The organism is Polyangium sp. 6x1 (assembly GCF_029946515.1).
GTDB lineage: Bacteria > Myxococcota_A > Polyangia > Polyangiales > Polyangiaceae > Polyangium.
Map to the genome: position 1 here is coordinate 84,760 of NZ_JARZHH010000044.1, position 14,640 is coordinate 99,399.

Sequence of the window (14,640 nt, forward strand, 5' to 3'; positions counted from 1 at the left end):
CGAGCGGGTCGTTTGGACGATCTTCCACCGTCAGACGCGCAGGATGTCGCACGCCTCGTCCGGGAAGACGCAACCATAAGGCGGGCAGTTGTTGTCGATGCAGGGGCCGCCCCCCTGGTGGCGCTCTTCCCTCTGTTCGATCTCTCTCTGGCGTTGCCTCGCGAGCTCCTCCTGCGCCTGGACGTCGTTCGGATCCTGCGCGGGCTTCGAGGTGCACCCCGCGGCGACGGCGACGGTCGCGGCGATCGCGGCGCCCACGAGGTAACGCTGCGCGCGGGACGTCTCGGGCGCGACGGCGGGCGGAGGCGCGCCGGGCTCGGTGGAAATGCCGAGGCCGCAGAAGGGGCATGCGGTCTCGCGCGGGAAGACGTGACGCTTGCAGGACGGGCAGAGGACCATGGAAGGCATCGCGCGTGCTCCTCGGGAAAGGACAACGCAGCGGGCAGCGCGTGTCAATCGGAAGCGATCGGCAACCTGCGCCGCGGCGCGTCGCCCGGCGGGCCGGCGGGCTCTGCGCCGAGCGGCTCCTCGACGAGCTCGAACAGGCCGAAGTCGTAGGGCGCCTGCGGCGCGTTTTTTCGTTTCTCGATCCGCTCGCGCACGCCGCGTTTTTCGAGCTCCTTCACCCGGTGATAACAGAACGGGTTGTTCCCGCGCCGTCCGAGCGTGCAATGGGTCGTCCACGAGCAGCCGGCACGGCAATACGGGGCGAAATAACAGGTCCGGCAGAAGCCCCAGAGCTCGTCCTCCGTCCGCTCGCGGGTGAAGCGCAGCGCCTCGCCGTGCTCCCAGATGGCGTCGAGCGAGAGCGCGCGCACGTTGCCGCCCGCGTAGGGCGCCGTGGGCAGCGAGGGGCAGCCCTTCACGGTCCCGTCGGATTCGATGCCGATGGTGGAGATCCCCGCGCGGCAGCCGGTCCAGTAGGCCTCCACGCCGCCCGGCCGCGAGCGGAGCAGGGCCTCGTGCGGGCCGTAATACCCGAGGTTGTTGCCCGCCACGACGTCGAAGATCCACCCATTGCCCTGCGCCTCGCTCGCCGCCTCGCGCTGGATGTCCGCGAGCGTGTCGATGATCTGCACGACGTGCCACGGCTCGACGATCCATTCGGGCCGATCGGCCGCGCGGCCCATGGGTACCGTGAGCTGCACTTGCCACGCGAGCGCGCCGCGGGCGCGGATCTCGGCGGCGATCTCGCGCAGGACGCCCATGTTCAGGCGATTGATCTGCGTATTCGCGGTGAGGAGCAGCCCGGCGGCGGCGCCCGCGTCGAGCGCGCGCATCGCGGCGGCGTGGCTGCCACGATTGCCGCGGAGCTCGTCGTGGATCGGCGCCGTCCCGTCGACGGAGACCCCGAGCACCGCGAGGCCGGCGTCGCGGAGCTTTCGCGCGCGTTCGGCCGTCATCGCGCGGCCGCCCGTCTGCATGGTGACGCGGAGGCCGTGGCCGGCGAGGTGACCGACGACGGCGTGGATGTCCTCGCGGAGATACGCCTCGCCGCCGATGAGCACGACCTCGCGGCAGCCGAGGCGCGCGAGGCCGTCGGCGACCGCGAGCACCTCGGCGGTGGAGAGCTCGGCATCGCGGGCGTGGCCGGCGCGGGACCCGCAATGCTGGCAGGGCTGATCGCATTTCATCGTCAGCTCCCAGACAGCGTAGAGCGGGATGGGCACGTCGCCGTCCTCGGGCCTGCGCGCGCGGGGGGCGGGGGTCGTGGGGGTCGGGAGCTCGGCCATGGGCGCCCGAACGTACACGTTTCGTGGTTTCGTGTCGCGGGGCGCGAACCCGCGCTTGACGAAGCCGCCGGTGCGCTGCAACCATCAGGCCCATGTCTTCCAAGCTCATCGTGTGTTCGGCCTGTCGGTGCCACGCCCGATCGACCGAGATCGATTGCCCTCATTGTGGTGAGCGTCTGCGGGCCGAGGGCGGCGCACAGCTCCGCAGCGCGGCCGCGATCCTGCTCGGGCTGAGCATCGCGTCCGCGGCGGCCGAGGGCTGCACGCCGAGCCCCGCGTACGGCGGTCCGCCGGTCGACGCGTCGAATGGCGCCGCCGCGAGCGGCACCGAGGGCGGCCAGGACGCCGGGACCGATTGAGGGAGGAGGGGAGGCGATGTCGTCGATGACCAGGCCGTGTGCCCTGTGCGGTGGGCTCAATCTACCGACCGACGAGGTGTGCAGGCATTGTCACTTTCGACAGCCCGCGCCCGTTGCACAGGCGCCGCGTCCTGCGCCCGTGCCTCCGCCGGCATTCGTCCCTCAGGCGCCCTATCAGTTCAGCCCGCCGCCCCCGCCGGGGCAAGGGCCCGCGCCCTGGCAACCCCCGCCGACCTTTCCATGGGATCCATCGAGCGGCGCGCCGCCGCCCGCCCCGGGCTATGGCGCGCCGCCTCTGCCAGCGAATGCGGTCCCGCCGCAGCGTCCCGCGTTCCCCCCGCCACCCGATTGGGTCATCCCGGACGACGAGGACAAGAAAAACTCGTAATTCAGTCCCCCGCGCAAACCCCCGCGCTGCACGCCTGGCCGCTCGGGCAATCACAATCCACCTGGCAAGGGATCTGCGGCGCGGGCGGCGCCTCGCAATGCCCGCCGACGCAGCTCTGCCCCGTCGGACATTCGCACGACGCCGCGCAGGCGACCTTGCACGCGCCGTCGATGCAGGACGAGCCGCTCGGGCAATCACAATCGGCCACGCATTCGACCGCCTCCCAGCCGCCTTCGCCGCCGGCGCCATTGCCGCCGACGCCGCCCGGATCAGGGTTGCCGCCGGTGCCGTACCCGCCGGCGCCGACGCCGACGCTGCTGTAGCCGCCGGCGCCGTCGTTGCCGGGGACAATGGACAGCGGCGCGCCCGGACAATCGTAGGCGTTGAGCGCCACGCAGCCCGTCTCGATCACGCACATGCTGCCCGTCTCCACCAGATAAGGCGTCAACGCGTGCTGGGTATTGCAGCCATCGATGCACGCATCCAGCGCGCTCGGGTCGATGGTCCCGCAGCCGGCGAGGTGACCACACATGTCGGCGCAGATCCCGGCGGGCCCGTACTCGCCCGACCCATCGGACCAATCGTCGTCCCACGGGCCGTTTCCGTGCTCGATGTAGCACCCGCCCGTCACCGTCACCATCGACAAGAACAACCCGATAGCCCATGCGTGGGCCGCGCGACGCGTCATCATTCGTCACCTCGAACGGTGGTAGGTTTGTCCGACGAAGGCTCGCCACCCGCGCGCCTCCCGTCGATTCGTCCATGGGTGCCCCGTCCCGCGCCGTTCGTTCAATCGTTTTTCCGTTTGTACGAGAGAACACGGGCCGGAGCTCGGCCCGGTCCGTCCCCGGTGCCGGTCGGCTCGGGGGGGCACGAAATCGACGTTGGGCCTTGAACGAACGCCATCTTTCTGGGCACGAAGAGGGGCGATGAGGGCCCTCGATCTGCTTGCGCCTCTCTTCTTCTCGCGCCCCACGGCCAGCGCCGCACGGGTGGAGGAAGAGCTCGTGGAGCGGCTGCGTCGCGGCGAGAGCTCCGCGATCGCCGAGGTGTACGACGAGCACTACGCCACCGTGCGCGCCTTCGCCCGCCGCCTCACCGGCGACGACGCGGCCGCCGAGGACCTCGTCCACGACGTGTTCGTCAGCCTGCCCAGCGCGGCGCAGCGGTTCCGCGGCGAGTCGTCGCTGAAGACGTTCCTCGTTTCGATCGCCGTGAACCACGCCCGCCATCACCTGCGCTCGGCGTCGCGCCGCCGCGTGGCTCTGGAGCGGCTCGGTCGCGAGCCTTTGCCGGACGCGCCGAACCCGGAGCGGGACGTGAGCCGCGCCGCGCTGGCCCGCGCGCTCGACCGCGCCCTCGATCAGCTTCCTGTACAGCAACGTGTGGCGTTCGTGCTCTGCGAGGTCGAGGATCGCAGCGCGCGCGAGGCCGCCGAGATCATGGGCGTGCCCGAGGCCACGGCGCGTACGCGCCTGTTCCACGCGAAGCAGAAGCTCAGGGCCCTGCTCGACGAGGAGGAGAGCCGATGAAGGACGACGTGCTCCGCGCCGCCACCCGCGCGCTCCGCGAAGAGGCCGATGCATCGAAGGGCCGTGAAGCCGAGACGCGCGCGCGTGTCCTCGCCACGCTGAAATCGCGTCGCGCGCGCAAGCTCGCGGTGATCCGCGTGGTGGTGCCGCTCGCGGCCGTGCTCGTGGGCTCGGTCGCGTGGGCCGAGGCGACGCACCGATTGCCGAGCGTCTGGTACGAGCTCAAACAGGATTTGGGGTTTGGTCGAGACGAGGAGGAGGCGCCTGCGGAGGCGCCCGCGAGTCCGCCGGCGCCGAGGTCTGTCGCGAAAAACATGGCGCACGCGGCTCCAGCGGAGGCACCTGCGGCCAAGGCCGAGGCGCCCGCGGAGGAGCCGACCGAGCCCGCGCCCGAGGCTCCGCAGCCGAGCGGGCCGCAGGTCGTGGCCGGTGAAATCGTGGGAGCTCCGATGGTTGCAGCTCCAAAGGTTGCGGCGGCGCCGGCTCCGAAGCCGAGCGAGGCGGCCCCAGCGCCCGCCGCCGCGGCTCCTGCGCCGCAGGTCGACGCGGACGACGCGCTGTATCGCGCCGCGCATCAGGCCCATTTCGTCACGCGGGATCCGGCCGCCGCGCTCGCGGCATGGGACGCGTATTTGCGGGCGGCGCCGCGCGGCCGCTTCGCGCCGGAGGCGCATTACAACCGCGCGCTTTGCCTCGTGCGGCTCGGACGAACGGTCGAGGCCGAGCGGACGCTCGATCTTTTCGCATCGGGCTCCTTCGGCGGCTATCGCAAGGCCGAGGCGAAAGCGCTGCTCGACGCGATGCGCGGCCCCACGCCGTGATTCCCTTCGAATCGTGCGTGCTGAAAGAACGAACGAGCCGCCTCCGGGCACGAAGTCCGCGATGAACCGAAACGACGCCGCCTCGAGGGCCTCGCGCGCCATTCTCCTCGCGCTCCGCGTCTCCTTGCTCGCCGCGGGCCCGCTCGCCATTTCGACGGTCACCGGCGCGGCGCTCGCCGAGGAGCCGGCGGCGAGCGCGGTCGTCCTCGTCGTGGAAGGTTTGCCCTGGGATGTCGATCCGGAGGTCGTGCGCGCGGCGATCGGCCGCGAGATTGGCAAGTCCGTCGTGCTTTCGGGCGCGGCGCCCGCCGGGAAGGCTTCGTTCGTGTTGCGCGGCGAGGGCGGGCGGCGCGTGACGCTGACGTACCACGCCGATGGCGAGGGATCGATCGTCGGCCGCACGATCGATCTCCCGGACGACCCCGAGCGCGCGGCGGATACGCTGGCGTTGCTGGCGGGGAACCTCGCACGTGACGAGGCCGCCGAGCTCGCGGTGTTGCTTGGCAAACGGCCCGAGGACAAACCCGCGGCCGCGCCGAATGAAGCTCCGAGTGAGGTGCCGAGGGAAGCGCCCGTCGAGCCCGAGCCTCCTCCCGTCGTGGAGAAAAGCGAGCCTCCGGCGCAGGAACCACCCGCAAAGGCAGCGCCGCCCAAAAACGCCCCCGCGCCGCAAAAGGCAGCGTCGGCATCGCCTCCCGCGCCCGCGGTCGGGCCTCCGGAGACGCCCACGCGGACGCCTTCGCTCGAAGAGCTCGCGCCTTGCTGGCGTCGCGACGCCACGCAGTTCTTTGCCGGCGCGAACGTGCTTTTTTGGCTTGGTACGTCGACGAGCCGAGGAGCGAACGTCGTGCACAATGTGTCGGCGAACTTGTTCGCCGGGTATGCCGCGGGCCTCGACGGCCTCGAAGTCGGCTTGGGGTTGAACATCGAGCGCGAATTCGCCTGCGGCGTGCAGCTCACCACCGTCGCGAACATCGTGGCCGGCCCCGTGCGCGGCGTGCAAGCGGCAGGCGGATTGAATCTCGCCACCTCGCTGCGGGGCGTGCAGATCGGCGGCATCGACATCGCCGCGGGTCCGGTCTTCGGCGTGCAGATGGGCGCCCTCGACATCGCCGGCGACGTGGTCGGCGCGCAGCTCGGCGCGTTGAACATCGCGGCGGGAGCGGTTTCGGGCGTCCAGCTCGGCGTCGTCAACGTGGCCACGGGCCCGGTGAAAGGCGTGCAGTTGGGGGTCGTCAATTACGCGGACCGATCCTCGTTGTCGTTTGGCCTGCTCAACATCGTCCGTCGCGGCCGCCTGCACATCGATCTCTGGGGGCAGGAGACGGGCATCGTGATGGCCGGGATCGAGCACGGCGGCGATTACATCCACAACATCTACGGCATCGGTACGCGTGTCGTGGGCTCCGAGCGGCGCCTCGTGCTCAGCTTGGGCCTCGGCGGTCACGTGAACGTCTCGAAGCGGTTCTCCGTCGACGTCGACCTCCTCGGCTATTCGCTGCACGAGACGTCGAACCTCTCGACCACCGCGTTCCTCGCGCAGGCGCGTGTCGTCGGCGCCCTGGAGATCGGCGCGCGTCTCGGCGTGTTCGCGGGACCGAGTTACACCCTCGTCAATGCGCGTTCGCTGGAAGATGCCCTGCTCGCTCCGTACGACAGCTCCAGCGTGGACCCGACGGACCCGAGCCCCGTGCTCGGCTGGCCGGGTTTTACGATTGGATTGCGGACGTTCTAAGCGCGCGTCGCGACCGCGGACAAGACGCGCTCGAGCTCGGTCGGGTCGATTGGCTTCGTCATGTGCAGATCGAAGCCTGCTTCCCGCGCGCGGCGGCGATCCTCCGCGTGGCCGTATCCCGTTTGCGCGATGAGGTACGCCCGCGCCGTCGCCGGATCGGCCCGGAGCGCCCGCGCCAGCGCATACCCGTCCATCCCCGGCAAACCGAGGTCGCAGAGCACGACGTCCGGCGCGAGCCTGCGGCCAGCGTCGAGCCCCGAAGGGCCGGTGTACGCGACCTCGGCGCGATAGCCGAGGAGGACGAGCAATTCCTTGAGGATGTCCGCCGTGTCGCGGTTGTCCTCGACGACGAGGACCCGCAAGGCCTCCTCCCGCGGAGGAGCGACGAGCCGGGCGGGCACCGATTGTCCCATGAAACCCGGCGGCGCGGACGAGAGCGGCAGGTGCACGTGGAAGGTCGATCCACGGCCCGGCCCTTCGCTGTGCGCCTCGACGGATCCGCCGTGCAGCGTGATCAAGCTCCGCACCAGGGAGAGGCCGAGGCCGAGGCCGCCGCGCTTTCGATCGAGGCTGCTGTCGGCCTGGCTGAAGGTCTCGAACACGCGCGGGATCATCGAGGGCTCCATGCCGATCCCCGAATCCTGCACCACGATCGTCGCGCTGTTCGTCGCCGGATCCGTCACGAGGCAAGCGAGCACCTGCCCGCCCGCGTCCGTGAATTTGAGCGCGTTGTGCAGGAGGTTGCCGATGACCTGCGCCAATCGCGTGGGATCGCCGAGCGCCCAGATGGGCTCGTCCGGCAAGGAGACCAGGAGCTCGATGCCATTGCCATGGAAGGCCGGTCCGTAATCGTCGGCCACCTGGCGGACGATCCGCGCGAGGTTGCAGGGCTCCTTGCGCAGCTCGATCTTGCCGTGGGCCACGCGCGACACGTCGAGCAGGTCGTCGATCATCCGGGCCATGTGCGCCACCTGGCGCTGGATCATCTCGCGCGTGCGGACGGCGTGCGGCGCCTCGCTCCCCGTGATGTCGAGCACCTGAATGGCCGTCCGAATCGGCGCGAGGGGATTGCGCAATTCGTGGGCGAGCATCACGAGGAACTCGTCCTTGCGGCGATCGGCCTCCCGGAGGGCCTGCTCGCTCTCGCGGAGGGCTTGCTCGGCCCGCTTTCGGTCCGTGACCTCCTGCACCACCACGTTGATGCCGAGCATCGTCGACGCCTCGTCCCGCACGGGGTGGACGCTGACCAGCCAATGCCGATCCCCCTCGGGCCGCGCATGGCGGAGCTCGCAATTCGTGACGGCCTGCCCCGATTCGAGGACCCGCTGGCAGAGCTCCTTGAACGGCGTGGCGTCCGGAATGAAGTCGCCGAGCGTGCGTCCGAGGTGCTCCGAGACGGGCCTGCCCGTGATGCGCGCGAGCGTCTCGTTGACGTGCACGTACCGGAGGTCCCGGTCGAGAAAGCAGAGGCCCACCGGGGCGGTGGAATAGACGTTTTGCAGGAGCGCGAGGTGTCGCTGCGTGGCCTCCTCGCTCCTCCGCAGGCTCCGGACAAGGCGATTGCGTTCGAGCACCGCCGCGACCTGATCGCTGAGCAGCTGCATGAGCTGGAGCTCGTCGGCGCGGAGGCGCGGGCGCTTCGTGCTGGCGAACGCCAACGTGCCGAGCAGCCGGCCGTGCGACATGAGCGGATATCCCGCATACGACTGCACGCCGGATTTTTTCAACTCCGTCCCGCTGCAGAGGTTCGAGCGCTGGAGGTCGAAGGCGATGAGGGGTTTTCGGGTCGCGGCGACGGTCCCGCACATGTACTGGCCGAACACGATTTTCCGATATCGGAGCTTGTCCTCGGACGAGATCCCCCCGGCCGACTCGAGGAGGAGGGTGTCCGGCGCGTCGCCGAGCATGTAATTGAAGTAAAGCTCGACGCCGAGATCGTTCGCCAGCTCCTCGAAGAGCGACTCGAGCAGCTCCGCCGGCTCGTCGCAGAGGACCAGCCGACTTGCCGCTTTCGCCAGGATGCGCAGATGCGTGTGCTCGGCGCGCGCGCGCCCGGGCGTCTCGGCTGCAAGAGCGAATTTCCTGTGAGGCGGCAATTGAACCGATCAGGCGGCGCCGAGGGATCCCTCGGAACGGTCCCGTTCCCTGTGCCGTCGAGTGTACTCGGGAGCGGGCCCTGCGCCACGTCGACGCTCGAGGCGGGCGATCCGGATCGGATCGGAGTGGAATGCCGCGATTCGGGAGATTCTTCGTTCGGCAGGCTGTCGGCTTTTCAGAGGTCCTTGCAGCAGCGGAAACCGAGGTGGTAATTCGCGTGGCTGTTCTCGCTGCCGAGGCGCGTCTCGTGCCAGCTCGGCGCGCGCCAGCGGCAATCGTCCTCGTGCGCCTCGATCGAGGCGAACACGAACCAGCTCCCCTTCATTTCGGTGAAGCCGAGCCCGCCGCTCGCGGCGAGCTCCTCGGGCAACGTGGGCAGGTTCATGTGCTCGGCGGCATTGCCGTGCATGTCGAAGACGCCGAGCGGGCTCCTGCAAGCCGGGAAAGCGCCGGCGGGATAGGTGTTCGAACCGCACTGATCGTAGCCGCCGCCCGGACAACCGGGGGTGCGGCTGCTCGACGTGCCGCAGAGCGCGTGGTTCTTCGCGGCGCCGTAGGCCCAGACTTTTTCGCGTTTGTAGTTGTGGTACCAGGTCGCCTCGGCGCGCGGCCGACCCCATTCGTACTCGGCCTCCGGCGTCCGGACCGCGCCCGCGCAGGCGCCCTCCCATTCGTGCGTGTCGCAGATGCGCTTGCCGACGGCCCGGCAGAGCGCCGCCGCCTCGCTCGCGCGCACGTGCACGACCGGGTATTCACACGGCAGGTTCGGGAATTCGAGCTGGTCGATGCAAACCCGCGCGTCTTGCTCGGTTTGGCCGGACGAAGGGTCGTAGAGCGGCACCATGGAAGGCGCTCCGCACGCGGGCACGTTCGCCTCCGTGACCCCGGCCTCGAGGCGGACGCGCCGGCACTCCGAGCGCGACATCGGGTGGCGCGAGATCGCAGGGTTGCCCTGGCCGAGCACGGGCGAGGCGTCGAAGAGGGTCCGTACGGCGTCTATCTGCGTTTCGGACAAACGAAGGCCGGTCCGCATGCGGTCGAGCAGGCGCGCGCGTTGCTCGTCGAGGGTCTCGGGCTCCTGGTCGAGATCGTCCGGGGCGAGCGTGCGGGGCGGCGGAGGCGCGGGGACGAGCGTGGCGAGCCGGCGCGCTTCGAGGCGTCGCTCGGGAGGGAGGGTGACGGAGAGGACGAGCGTCGCGGCGGTCCCGAGCGCGAGGAGCACGAGCGTCGCCTCGCCCTGCACGCGCCGTCCGGGGCGCGGCGCTCTCGGGACCTCGACGAGCGTCGAGGCGAGCGGCGGCACGGAGTCGGGGCGGGGAGGATCGAGGGGCATCGCGGATCGCGGCGCTCATTGTGTCCACGCCTCCGCCGCGTGGCCAAGAGAGCGGCGGCCGGTTCTGCGCCTAGCTTCGCCGTGCGCGGACCGGATTTCGTAAAGTGCCCACGCCCTCGACCTCGACCTCCACGATGTCGCCGGCCGCGATGGGGCCCACGCCGTGCGGCGTCCCGGTCGCGATCAGGTCCCCGGGCTCGAGCGTCATGATGCCGCTGATGTACGCGATGAGCTCTGCGACCGAGAAGATCATGTCGCGCGTGCTGCCGTCCTGCCGGATCTCCCCGTTCACGCGGCAACGCACGGCGAGCGCGCTCGGGTCGAGCCCCGTGACGAGGAGCGGGCCCGTGGGGCAGAAGGTGTCGAAGCCCTTCGCCCGCGTCCACTGGCCGTCCTTTTTCTGCAGATCGCGCGCCGTGACGTCGTCGACGCACGTGTACCCGAAGACGAAGTCGAGCGCGCGCTCCGCCGAGACGCGACGGCAGCGCGCGCCGATCACCACGCCGAGCTCGGCCTCGTGATCGACGCGGCTGCTCTCCTCGGGCAGCTCGATCCCCTCGTCCGCGGCGACGATCGACGAGGGCGGCTTGAAGAAGAGGAGCGGCTCGGCCGGGACGTCGTTGCCGAGCTCGGCGGCGTGCGCGCGGTAATTCCGACCCACACACACGATCTTGGTGGGCGTGACCGGCGCGAGCAGGCGCGCGCCGGCGAGCGGCACCTCTTCTCCCGTCTCGGATGCTCGCTCCCAGGGCGCGCCTGCGAGCAAGCGGAGCCCGTCCCCGTCGAGACGCGCGAAGGCCGCGCGTCCTTGGCCTCGATCGATGCGTGCAAACGTGGTCATCGTGTCTCCGTCGAGCGTAGCATGGCAGGTGATGTCGCTCGCCCGGATCACCTCTGCGCTCGTCCTCGTGTTCGGTGTGGCGCTCTCGGGATCGACGCCCGTCCAGGCCGAGCCCGTCCGTCGTGTCGTGGTCGATCGGATCGTCGCTGTCGTGGATCGCGAGGTGATCACGCTCGTCGAGCTGCGCCGCCGCGCCGCGCCGCATCTGCTGAAGCTCGCCTCGCTCGACGAGGCGACCCGGCCCGTCGCGGAAGCGCGCATGTACCGGGAGGTCATGGACCAGCTCATCGACGGGCGGCTGATCGCGCGGCGCGCGCGGATGGCTTCGATCGTCGTGACGGCGAGCGAGATCGACACCGCGCTCGACTCGATCGCTCAGGCGAACCACCTCTCGCGGGAAGCGCTGCTCGCCGAGGCCCGCACGGCCGGCTTCTCCGAGGCCGACTACCGGGACGAGGTCCACAGCCAGCTCCTCTCCTTCAAATGCCTGCGTGTGTACCTCGCGGGGAAGGGGAAGGAGAAGACGAGCGGGGAGATGAGCAACGCGCAAATGCAGGAGGCGACGCGCGCGATGATCGACGAGATGCGGCGCGGGGTGTACGTCGAGGTGAGGCTGTGATCACGCGCGCCGGTTTGGTCCTCGCGGCGCTCGTCGTTCTGGGCACGCCAGCATGCGGTGGCGCGGGCGAGGGGGCGCGTGCGGCGACGCCGGCCCGCGTCGAACGCGCGAAGAGCGAGCCTGCTCGCGCGCAGGAGCCCGTACTCGTCTGCGCGGAGACGCGCGAGAGCGTGCCCGCCGATCAGATCGCGCGGATCGAGATCCACGGCGCCCGTGTGCCTCCGGAGCTCTGCGCTCGCGTGAAACATGGGATCGGAAGATCACTCGACGAGCAACGCGTCGACGACGACGTCCGCGCGCTCTACGCGGACGGCCGCGTCGAGGACCTGATCGTCTTTCGCGAAGAAGGCCCGCGCACGGTGCTCGTCTACGCGGTGCGGATGCGGCCCCCCATCGTCTCCTTCGAGATCCAGGGCGCGGATCCCTCGGGCGCTCTTCCGGCCGGCGTGGTGCTCGAACGACCCGAGGTCGCCGATCCCGCGATCGTCCGTGTCATGACGTCCGACGCGACCCGCGAGATGCAGGACGCGGGCTACCTGCACGCCACGGTCGACTTCGAGATGACACCGCGTGATGGAGGCGTGGCCCTCGTCCTTCGAGCCGCGCCCGGGCCCCGCGCGATCGTGCGCGCCGTGCGCTTCGAGGGGCCTTCGTCCGAGCGCGCGCGCGAGCTCTCCGCCGCGATGCGAACGGCCGCGGGCAAGCCCCTCGAGCGTCCAGCGCTCGAACGAGACGTCCTCGTGCTCCAGGCCGACGGCTACGACAAGGGTCGGCTCACGACGACGGTCGCAGAGCCCGAGATCATCGAGTCCGACGGCGGCGCCGCCGTGGAGATCGTCCTCCGCGTGACCGAGGGCCCGGTGTTTCGGCTCGGAAAGGTCACGTTCGAGGGCGACCTCATCGGCCCGGTGAAGACCTACGAGCGCGACTTCTGGACCCTCAAGTCGGGCGCGATCTTCTCGCGCACGGTCGTCGCCACGGACATCGAGCGGATCCGCGCCTTCCACGAGACACGCGGCAGCGTCGTCGACGTGAACCCCTCGGTCGAGCTCGACGCGGCGCGTGGGACCGTCGACGTGAAGGTCCGGATCGAGCAGCGGCGTTAGCGATGACGCAGTGGACCTCTGGCGCCCTCATGGCTCGGCCTCCTCGGCCTCCTCGTCGCCGACGCCGTCGCGCCTCGGCTTGATCGCTCCTCACATCGCGACGACCTCCACCGACACGTCCCGCTCCTTTCCTTCTCGGATCACGGAGAGCTTCACCTGGCGGCCTGGCCCGACGTGATCGAACGCGTCGAGCAGCTCCTCGTTCGTGCGCACGCGCTTGCCGTCGATCGCCACGATCACGTCGCCGAGCACCACGCGCTTGCCACGGGTCACGCGTACGCCTTCGAGCCCGGCCTTCTCTGCGGGCGAGCCCTCGGCCACGTCGTAGATGACGACGCCTTCGATCCCGGCGCGCCGCGCAGCGCGATCCAGCGTCGGGCTCACCTGCACGCCGATCCCGGCGACCGAAGCGCGGCCCTTCTCGATGAGCTGGGGGATGAGCCGGGCCACCGTGTCGACGGGGATCGCGAAGCCGATGCCCGAGGACGCGCCGCTCGGGCTGTAGATCGCGGTGTTCACGCCGATGAGGCGGCCGCTCGAGTCGAGCAGCGGGCCGCCGGAGTTTCCGGGGTTGATGGCCGCGTCCGTCTGGATGACGTCGCGGATCTTTCGACCGATCGGCGAGGTGAGCTCGCGGCCGAGCGCGCTGACGACACCGACGGTGAGCGAGTGATCGAGGCCGAAGGGGTTGCCGACGGCGAGGACGCGCTGACCGACGAGCAGATCGCGTGACTTGCCGACGGGCAGGGGAGCGAGCTTTTGCTTGGGCGCTTCGATCTGGAGAACGGCGAGGTCCTTTTCGGGCGCCGTGCCGACGACCTTCGCGTCCCACTCCGACTGATCGGCGAGCGTCACGGAGAAGCGGTCGCCTTGCTGGATCACGTGGAAGTTCGTGACGACGTGCCCGGCGTCATCCCAGACGAAGCCGGTGCCGGTGCCCTGCGGGATCTGCATGACGTCGAAGGAGAAGAGGTTGCGCTGCACGGCGATGCTCGTGATGAACACGACGGACGAGGAAGCGCGGCGGAAGACGTCGATGTCGCGGCGCTCGTCGCCCGTGAGCTCCTCGGGGATGGGAAGCTGTGGAGGCGCGGGTTCGGCGGGCGGTCCGAGCTCGTAAGGAGGAGGCGGCGGGCTCTGACGCGAGCGCCCGACGAAGAAACCGATCCCGAAGACAAAGGCGACGAGGAGCAGGATTCCGAGGGCTTTGGATGCGGTTTTCATGCGGTCTTCGCGGAAGCGATGAGGTGAGCGGGAGGTCGAGATCCTGGCTCTGCCCGGTGTGGCGGGCAACCGAGCAGCAGGGATTGAAGGTCGTCCGGACGATTTCCTTGACAGGCATGAGGGGGGGAGTATGTTCCGCCTCCCCGACGCGCCCGGGACGACGGATCCAGGGCGAGACGGGGCAGGCTCCCCGGGCCAAACGTCTCAGCCGGTCCCTCCTTAGAGAGAACGGCAGGACGAAAAAAAAAGAAACGGGGTGCTTGACAGGCGGAACGCAGTAAGTAAAGTCCGCCTCCCCGACGCGCTGGAGGGCAAACCCTGAAGGCGCTGGATCGCGAGGAAAATCGCAAGCCGATAAGGTGAGCGAAACCGAGCGAGAGGGGTCGCCGAAGCAAAGCTGGATGGAAGATCCAGCGTAGCCGAAGCAAAAAAAAGGTTGACAGGGCGAACGAGACGCTCTAAAACAACCGACCTCGCCGCAAGGAACGGCGTCGCGAAAGCGACCTGGACGAACGGCGAGATGACAGAACGAAGGAATGGCAGAACTGTCTGCCGAAAGCCTTCGGCTCGGTCCTTGAAAACTGGATTGTACGCAACACGCAATAACGTGTGGTGACGTGGCCCTCGCCTCGAACCTGCGCAAGCACGGTTCAGGCAACACGTCATGCCAATAAGGCATGAGCCGTCGCCCGGTCTTTAGCCGGACCGAGGTGACCTCCAGCAAGTTTAACTGGAGAGTTTGATCCTGGCTCAGAACGAACGTTAGCGGCGCGCCTAACACATGCAAGTCGTGCGAGAAAGGGCTTCGGCCCCGGTAAAGCGGCGCACGGGTGAGTAACACGTAGGTAACCT

Annotated in this window: 13 protein-coding genes and 1 rRNA gene; 7 read left to right on the top strand and 7 right to left on the bottom strand. The window is 69.6% G+C overall.

From position 1 onward, the window contains the following. Window positions 1-30: 30 nt before the first annotated feature. Window positions 31-408, bottom strand: coding sequence for a hypothetical protein (locus tag QHF85_RS32755; protein ID WP_281331322.1), 378 nt, complete (start codon window positions 406-408; stop codon window positions 31-33). 44 nt (window positions 409-452) lie between these two features. Then, window positions 453-1,733 carry a radical SAM protein gene (locus QHF85_RS32760; RefSeq protein WP_281331323.1) on the bottom strand — a complete coding sequence of 427 codons (1,281 nt, stop codon included), beginning with the start codon at window positions 1,731-1,733 and terminating at the stop codon, window positions 453-455. A gap of 92 nt (window positions 1,734-1,825) precedes the next feature. Between QHF85_RS32760 and QHF85_RS32765 the strand changes: the two genes are divergently transcribed. Then, window positions 1,826-2,092, top strand: a complete 267-nt coding sequence (locus QHF85_RS32765) for a hypothetical protein (protein ID WP_281331324.1) — start codon at window positions 1,826-1,828, stop codon at window positions 2,090-2,092. Between the two features lie 389 nt (window positions 2,093-2,481). Here QHF85_RS32765 and QHF85_RS32770 read toward each other — a convergent pair whose 3' ends face one another. After that, on the bottom strand, window positions 2,482-3,171 hold the full coding sequence (locus tag QHF85_RS32770; RefSeq protein ID WP_281331325.1) for a hypothetical protein: 690 nt from the start codon (window positions 3,169-3,171) through the stop codon (window positions 2,482-2,484). A 238-nt stretch (window positions 3,172-3,409) separates the two neighbouring features. Here QHF85_RS32770 and QHF85_RS32775 point away from each other — a divergent pair, with 238 nt between their 5' ends. The 3 genes from QHF85_RS32775 to QHF85_RS32785 are packed head-to-tail and all read left to right on the top strand — an operon-like array spanning window position 3,410 to window position 6,568. Beyond that, a complete protein-coding gene (locus tag QHF85_RS32775) occupies window positions 3,410-4,012 on the top strand; it encodes an RNA polymerase sigma factor (RefSeq protein ID WP_281331326.1) in 603 nt (200 codons plus the stop codon). Beyond that, entirely contained in the window at window positions 4,009-4,833 is an 825-nt protein-coding gene (locus tag QHF85_RS32780; RefSeq protein WP_281331327.1) for a hypothetical protein, read from the top strand. The genes QHF85_RS32775 and QHF85_RS32780 overlap by 4 nt, the downstream gene beginning before the upstream one ends. Window positions 4,834-4,846: 13 nt before the next feature. Continuing rightward, the gene (locus QHF85_RS32785) at window positions 4,847-6,568 is read left to right on the top strand and encodes a hypothetical protein (RefSeq protein WP_281331328.1); all 1,722 of its coding nucleotides are present in this window, start codon (window positions 4,847-4,849) and stop codon (window positions 6,566-6,568) included. Here the strand turns inward: QHF85_RS32785 and QHF85_RS32790 are convergent. From QHF85_RS32790 to QHF85_RS32800, 3 genes are all read right to left on the bottom strand, one after another. Next, window positions 6,565-8,664 (bottom strand): ATP-binding protein, encoded by a 2,100-nt coding sequence (locus QHF85_RS32790; protein WP_281331329.1) that lies wholly within the window; start codon window positions 8,662-8,664, stop codon window positions 6,565-6,567. The two genes, QHF85_RS32785 and QHF85_RS32790, sit on opposite strands and share 4 nt — an antisense overlap. Window positions 8,665-8,840: 176 nt before the next feature. Continuing rightward, entirely contained in the window at window positions 8,841-9,998 is a 1,158-nt protein-coding gene (locus tag QHF85_RS32795) for an SUMF1/EgtB/PvdO family nonheme iron enzyme (RefSeq protein WP_281331330.1), read from the bottom strand. A 70-nt stretch (window positions 9,999-10,068) separates the two neighbouring features. After that, on the bottom strand, window positions 10,069-10,839 hold the full coding sequence (locus tag QHF85_RS32800; RefSeq protein WP_281331331.1) for a fumarylacetoacetate hydrolase family protein: 771 nt from the start codon (window positions 10,837-10,839) through the stop codon (window positions 10,069-10,071). Window positions 10,840-10,870: 31 nt separating this feature from the next. Here QHF85_RS32800 and QHF85_RS32805 point away from each other — a divergent pair, with 31 nt between their 5' ends. Both QHF85_RS32805 and QHF85_RS32810 read left to right on the top strand, forming a co-directional pair. Next, window positions 10,871-11,458, top strand: a complete 588-nt coding sequence (locus QHF85_RS32805; RefSeq protein ID WP_281331332.1) for a SurA N-terminal domain-containing protein — start codon at window positions 10,871-10,873, stop codon at window positions 11,456-11,458. Then, window positions 11,455-12,564, top strand: a complete 1,110-nt coding sequence (locus QHF85_RS32810; protein WP_281331333.1) for a POTRA domain-containing protein — start codon at window positions 11,455-11,457, stop codon at window positions 12,562-12,564. The genes QHF85_RS32805 and QHF85_RS32810 overlap by 4 nt, the downstream gene beginning before the upstream one ends. 90 nt (window positions 12,565-12,654) lie before the next feature. Here QHF85_RS32810 and QHF85_RS32815 read toward each other — a convergent pair whose 3' ends face one another. Further along, window positions 12,655-13,788 (bottom strand): trypsin-like peptidase domain-containing protein, encoded by a 1,134-nt coding sequence (locus QHF85_RS32815; protein WP_281331334.1) that lies wholly within the window; start codon window positions 13,786-13,788, stop codon window positions 12,655-12,657. A gap of 727 nt (window positions 13,789-14,515) precedes the next feature. Between QHF85_RS32815 and QHF85_RS32820 the strand changes: the two genes are divergently transcribed. Beyond that, a 16S ribosomal RNA gene (locus tag QHF85_RS32820) occupies window positions 14,516-14,640 on the top strand; the annotation flags it as partial.

What these genes read in the sequence shown, in the direction of transcription:
- QHF85_RS32760 (WP_281331323.1), bottom strand. Translation starts at nt 1,733, where the DNA reads ATGGCCGAGCTCCCGACCCCCACGACCCCCGCCCCCCGCGCGCGCAGG.
- QHF85_RS32770 (WP_281331325.1), bottom strand. Translation starts at nt 3,171, where the DNA reads ATGATGACGCGTCGCGCGGCCCACGCATGGGCTATCGGGTTGTTCTTG.
- QHF85_RS32800 (WP_281331331.1), bottom strand. Translation starts at nt 10,839, where the DNA reads ATGACCACGTTTGCACGCATCGATCGAGGCCAAGGACGCGCGGCCTTC.
- QHF85_RS32755 (WP_281331322.1), bottom strand. Translation starts at nt 408, where the DNA reads ATGCCTTCCATGGTCCTCTGCCCGTCCTGCAAGCGTCACGTCTTCCCG.
- QHF85_RS32775 (WP_281331326.1), top strand. Translation starts at nt 3,410, where the DNA reads ATGAGGGCCCTCGATCTGCTTGCGCCTCTCTTCTTCTCGCGCCCCACG.
- QHF85_RS32780 (WP_281331327.1), top strand. Translation starts at nt 4,009, where the DNA reads ATGAAGGACGACGTGCTCCGCGCCGCCACCCGCGCGCTCCGCGAAGAG.
- QHF85_RS32795 (WP_281331330.1), bottom strand. Translation starts at nt 9,998, where the DNA reads ATGCCCCTCGATCCTCCCCGCCCCGACTCCGTGCCGCCGCTCGCCTCG.
- QHF85_RS32765 (WP_281331324.1), top strand. Translation starts at nt 1,826, where the DNA reads ATGTCTTCCAAGCTCATCGTGTGTTCGGCCTGTCGGTGCCACGCCCGA.
- QHF85_RS32815 (WP_281331334.1), bottom strand. Translation starts at nt 13,788, where the DNA reads ATGAAAACCGCATCCAAAGCCCTCGGAATCCTGCTCCTCGTCGCCTTT.
- QHF85_RS32805 (WP_281331332.1), top strand. Translation starts at nt 10,871, where the DNA reads ATGTCGCTCGCCCGGATCACCTCTGCGCTCGTCCTCGTGTTCGGTGTG.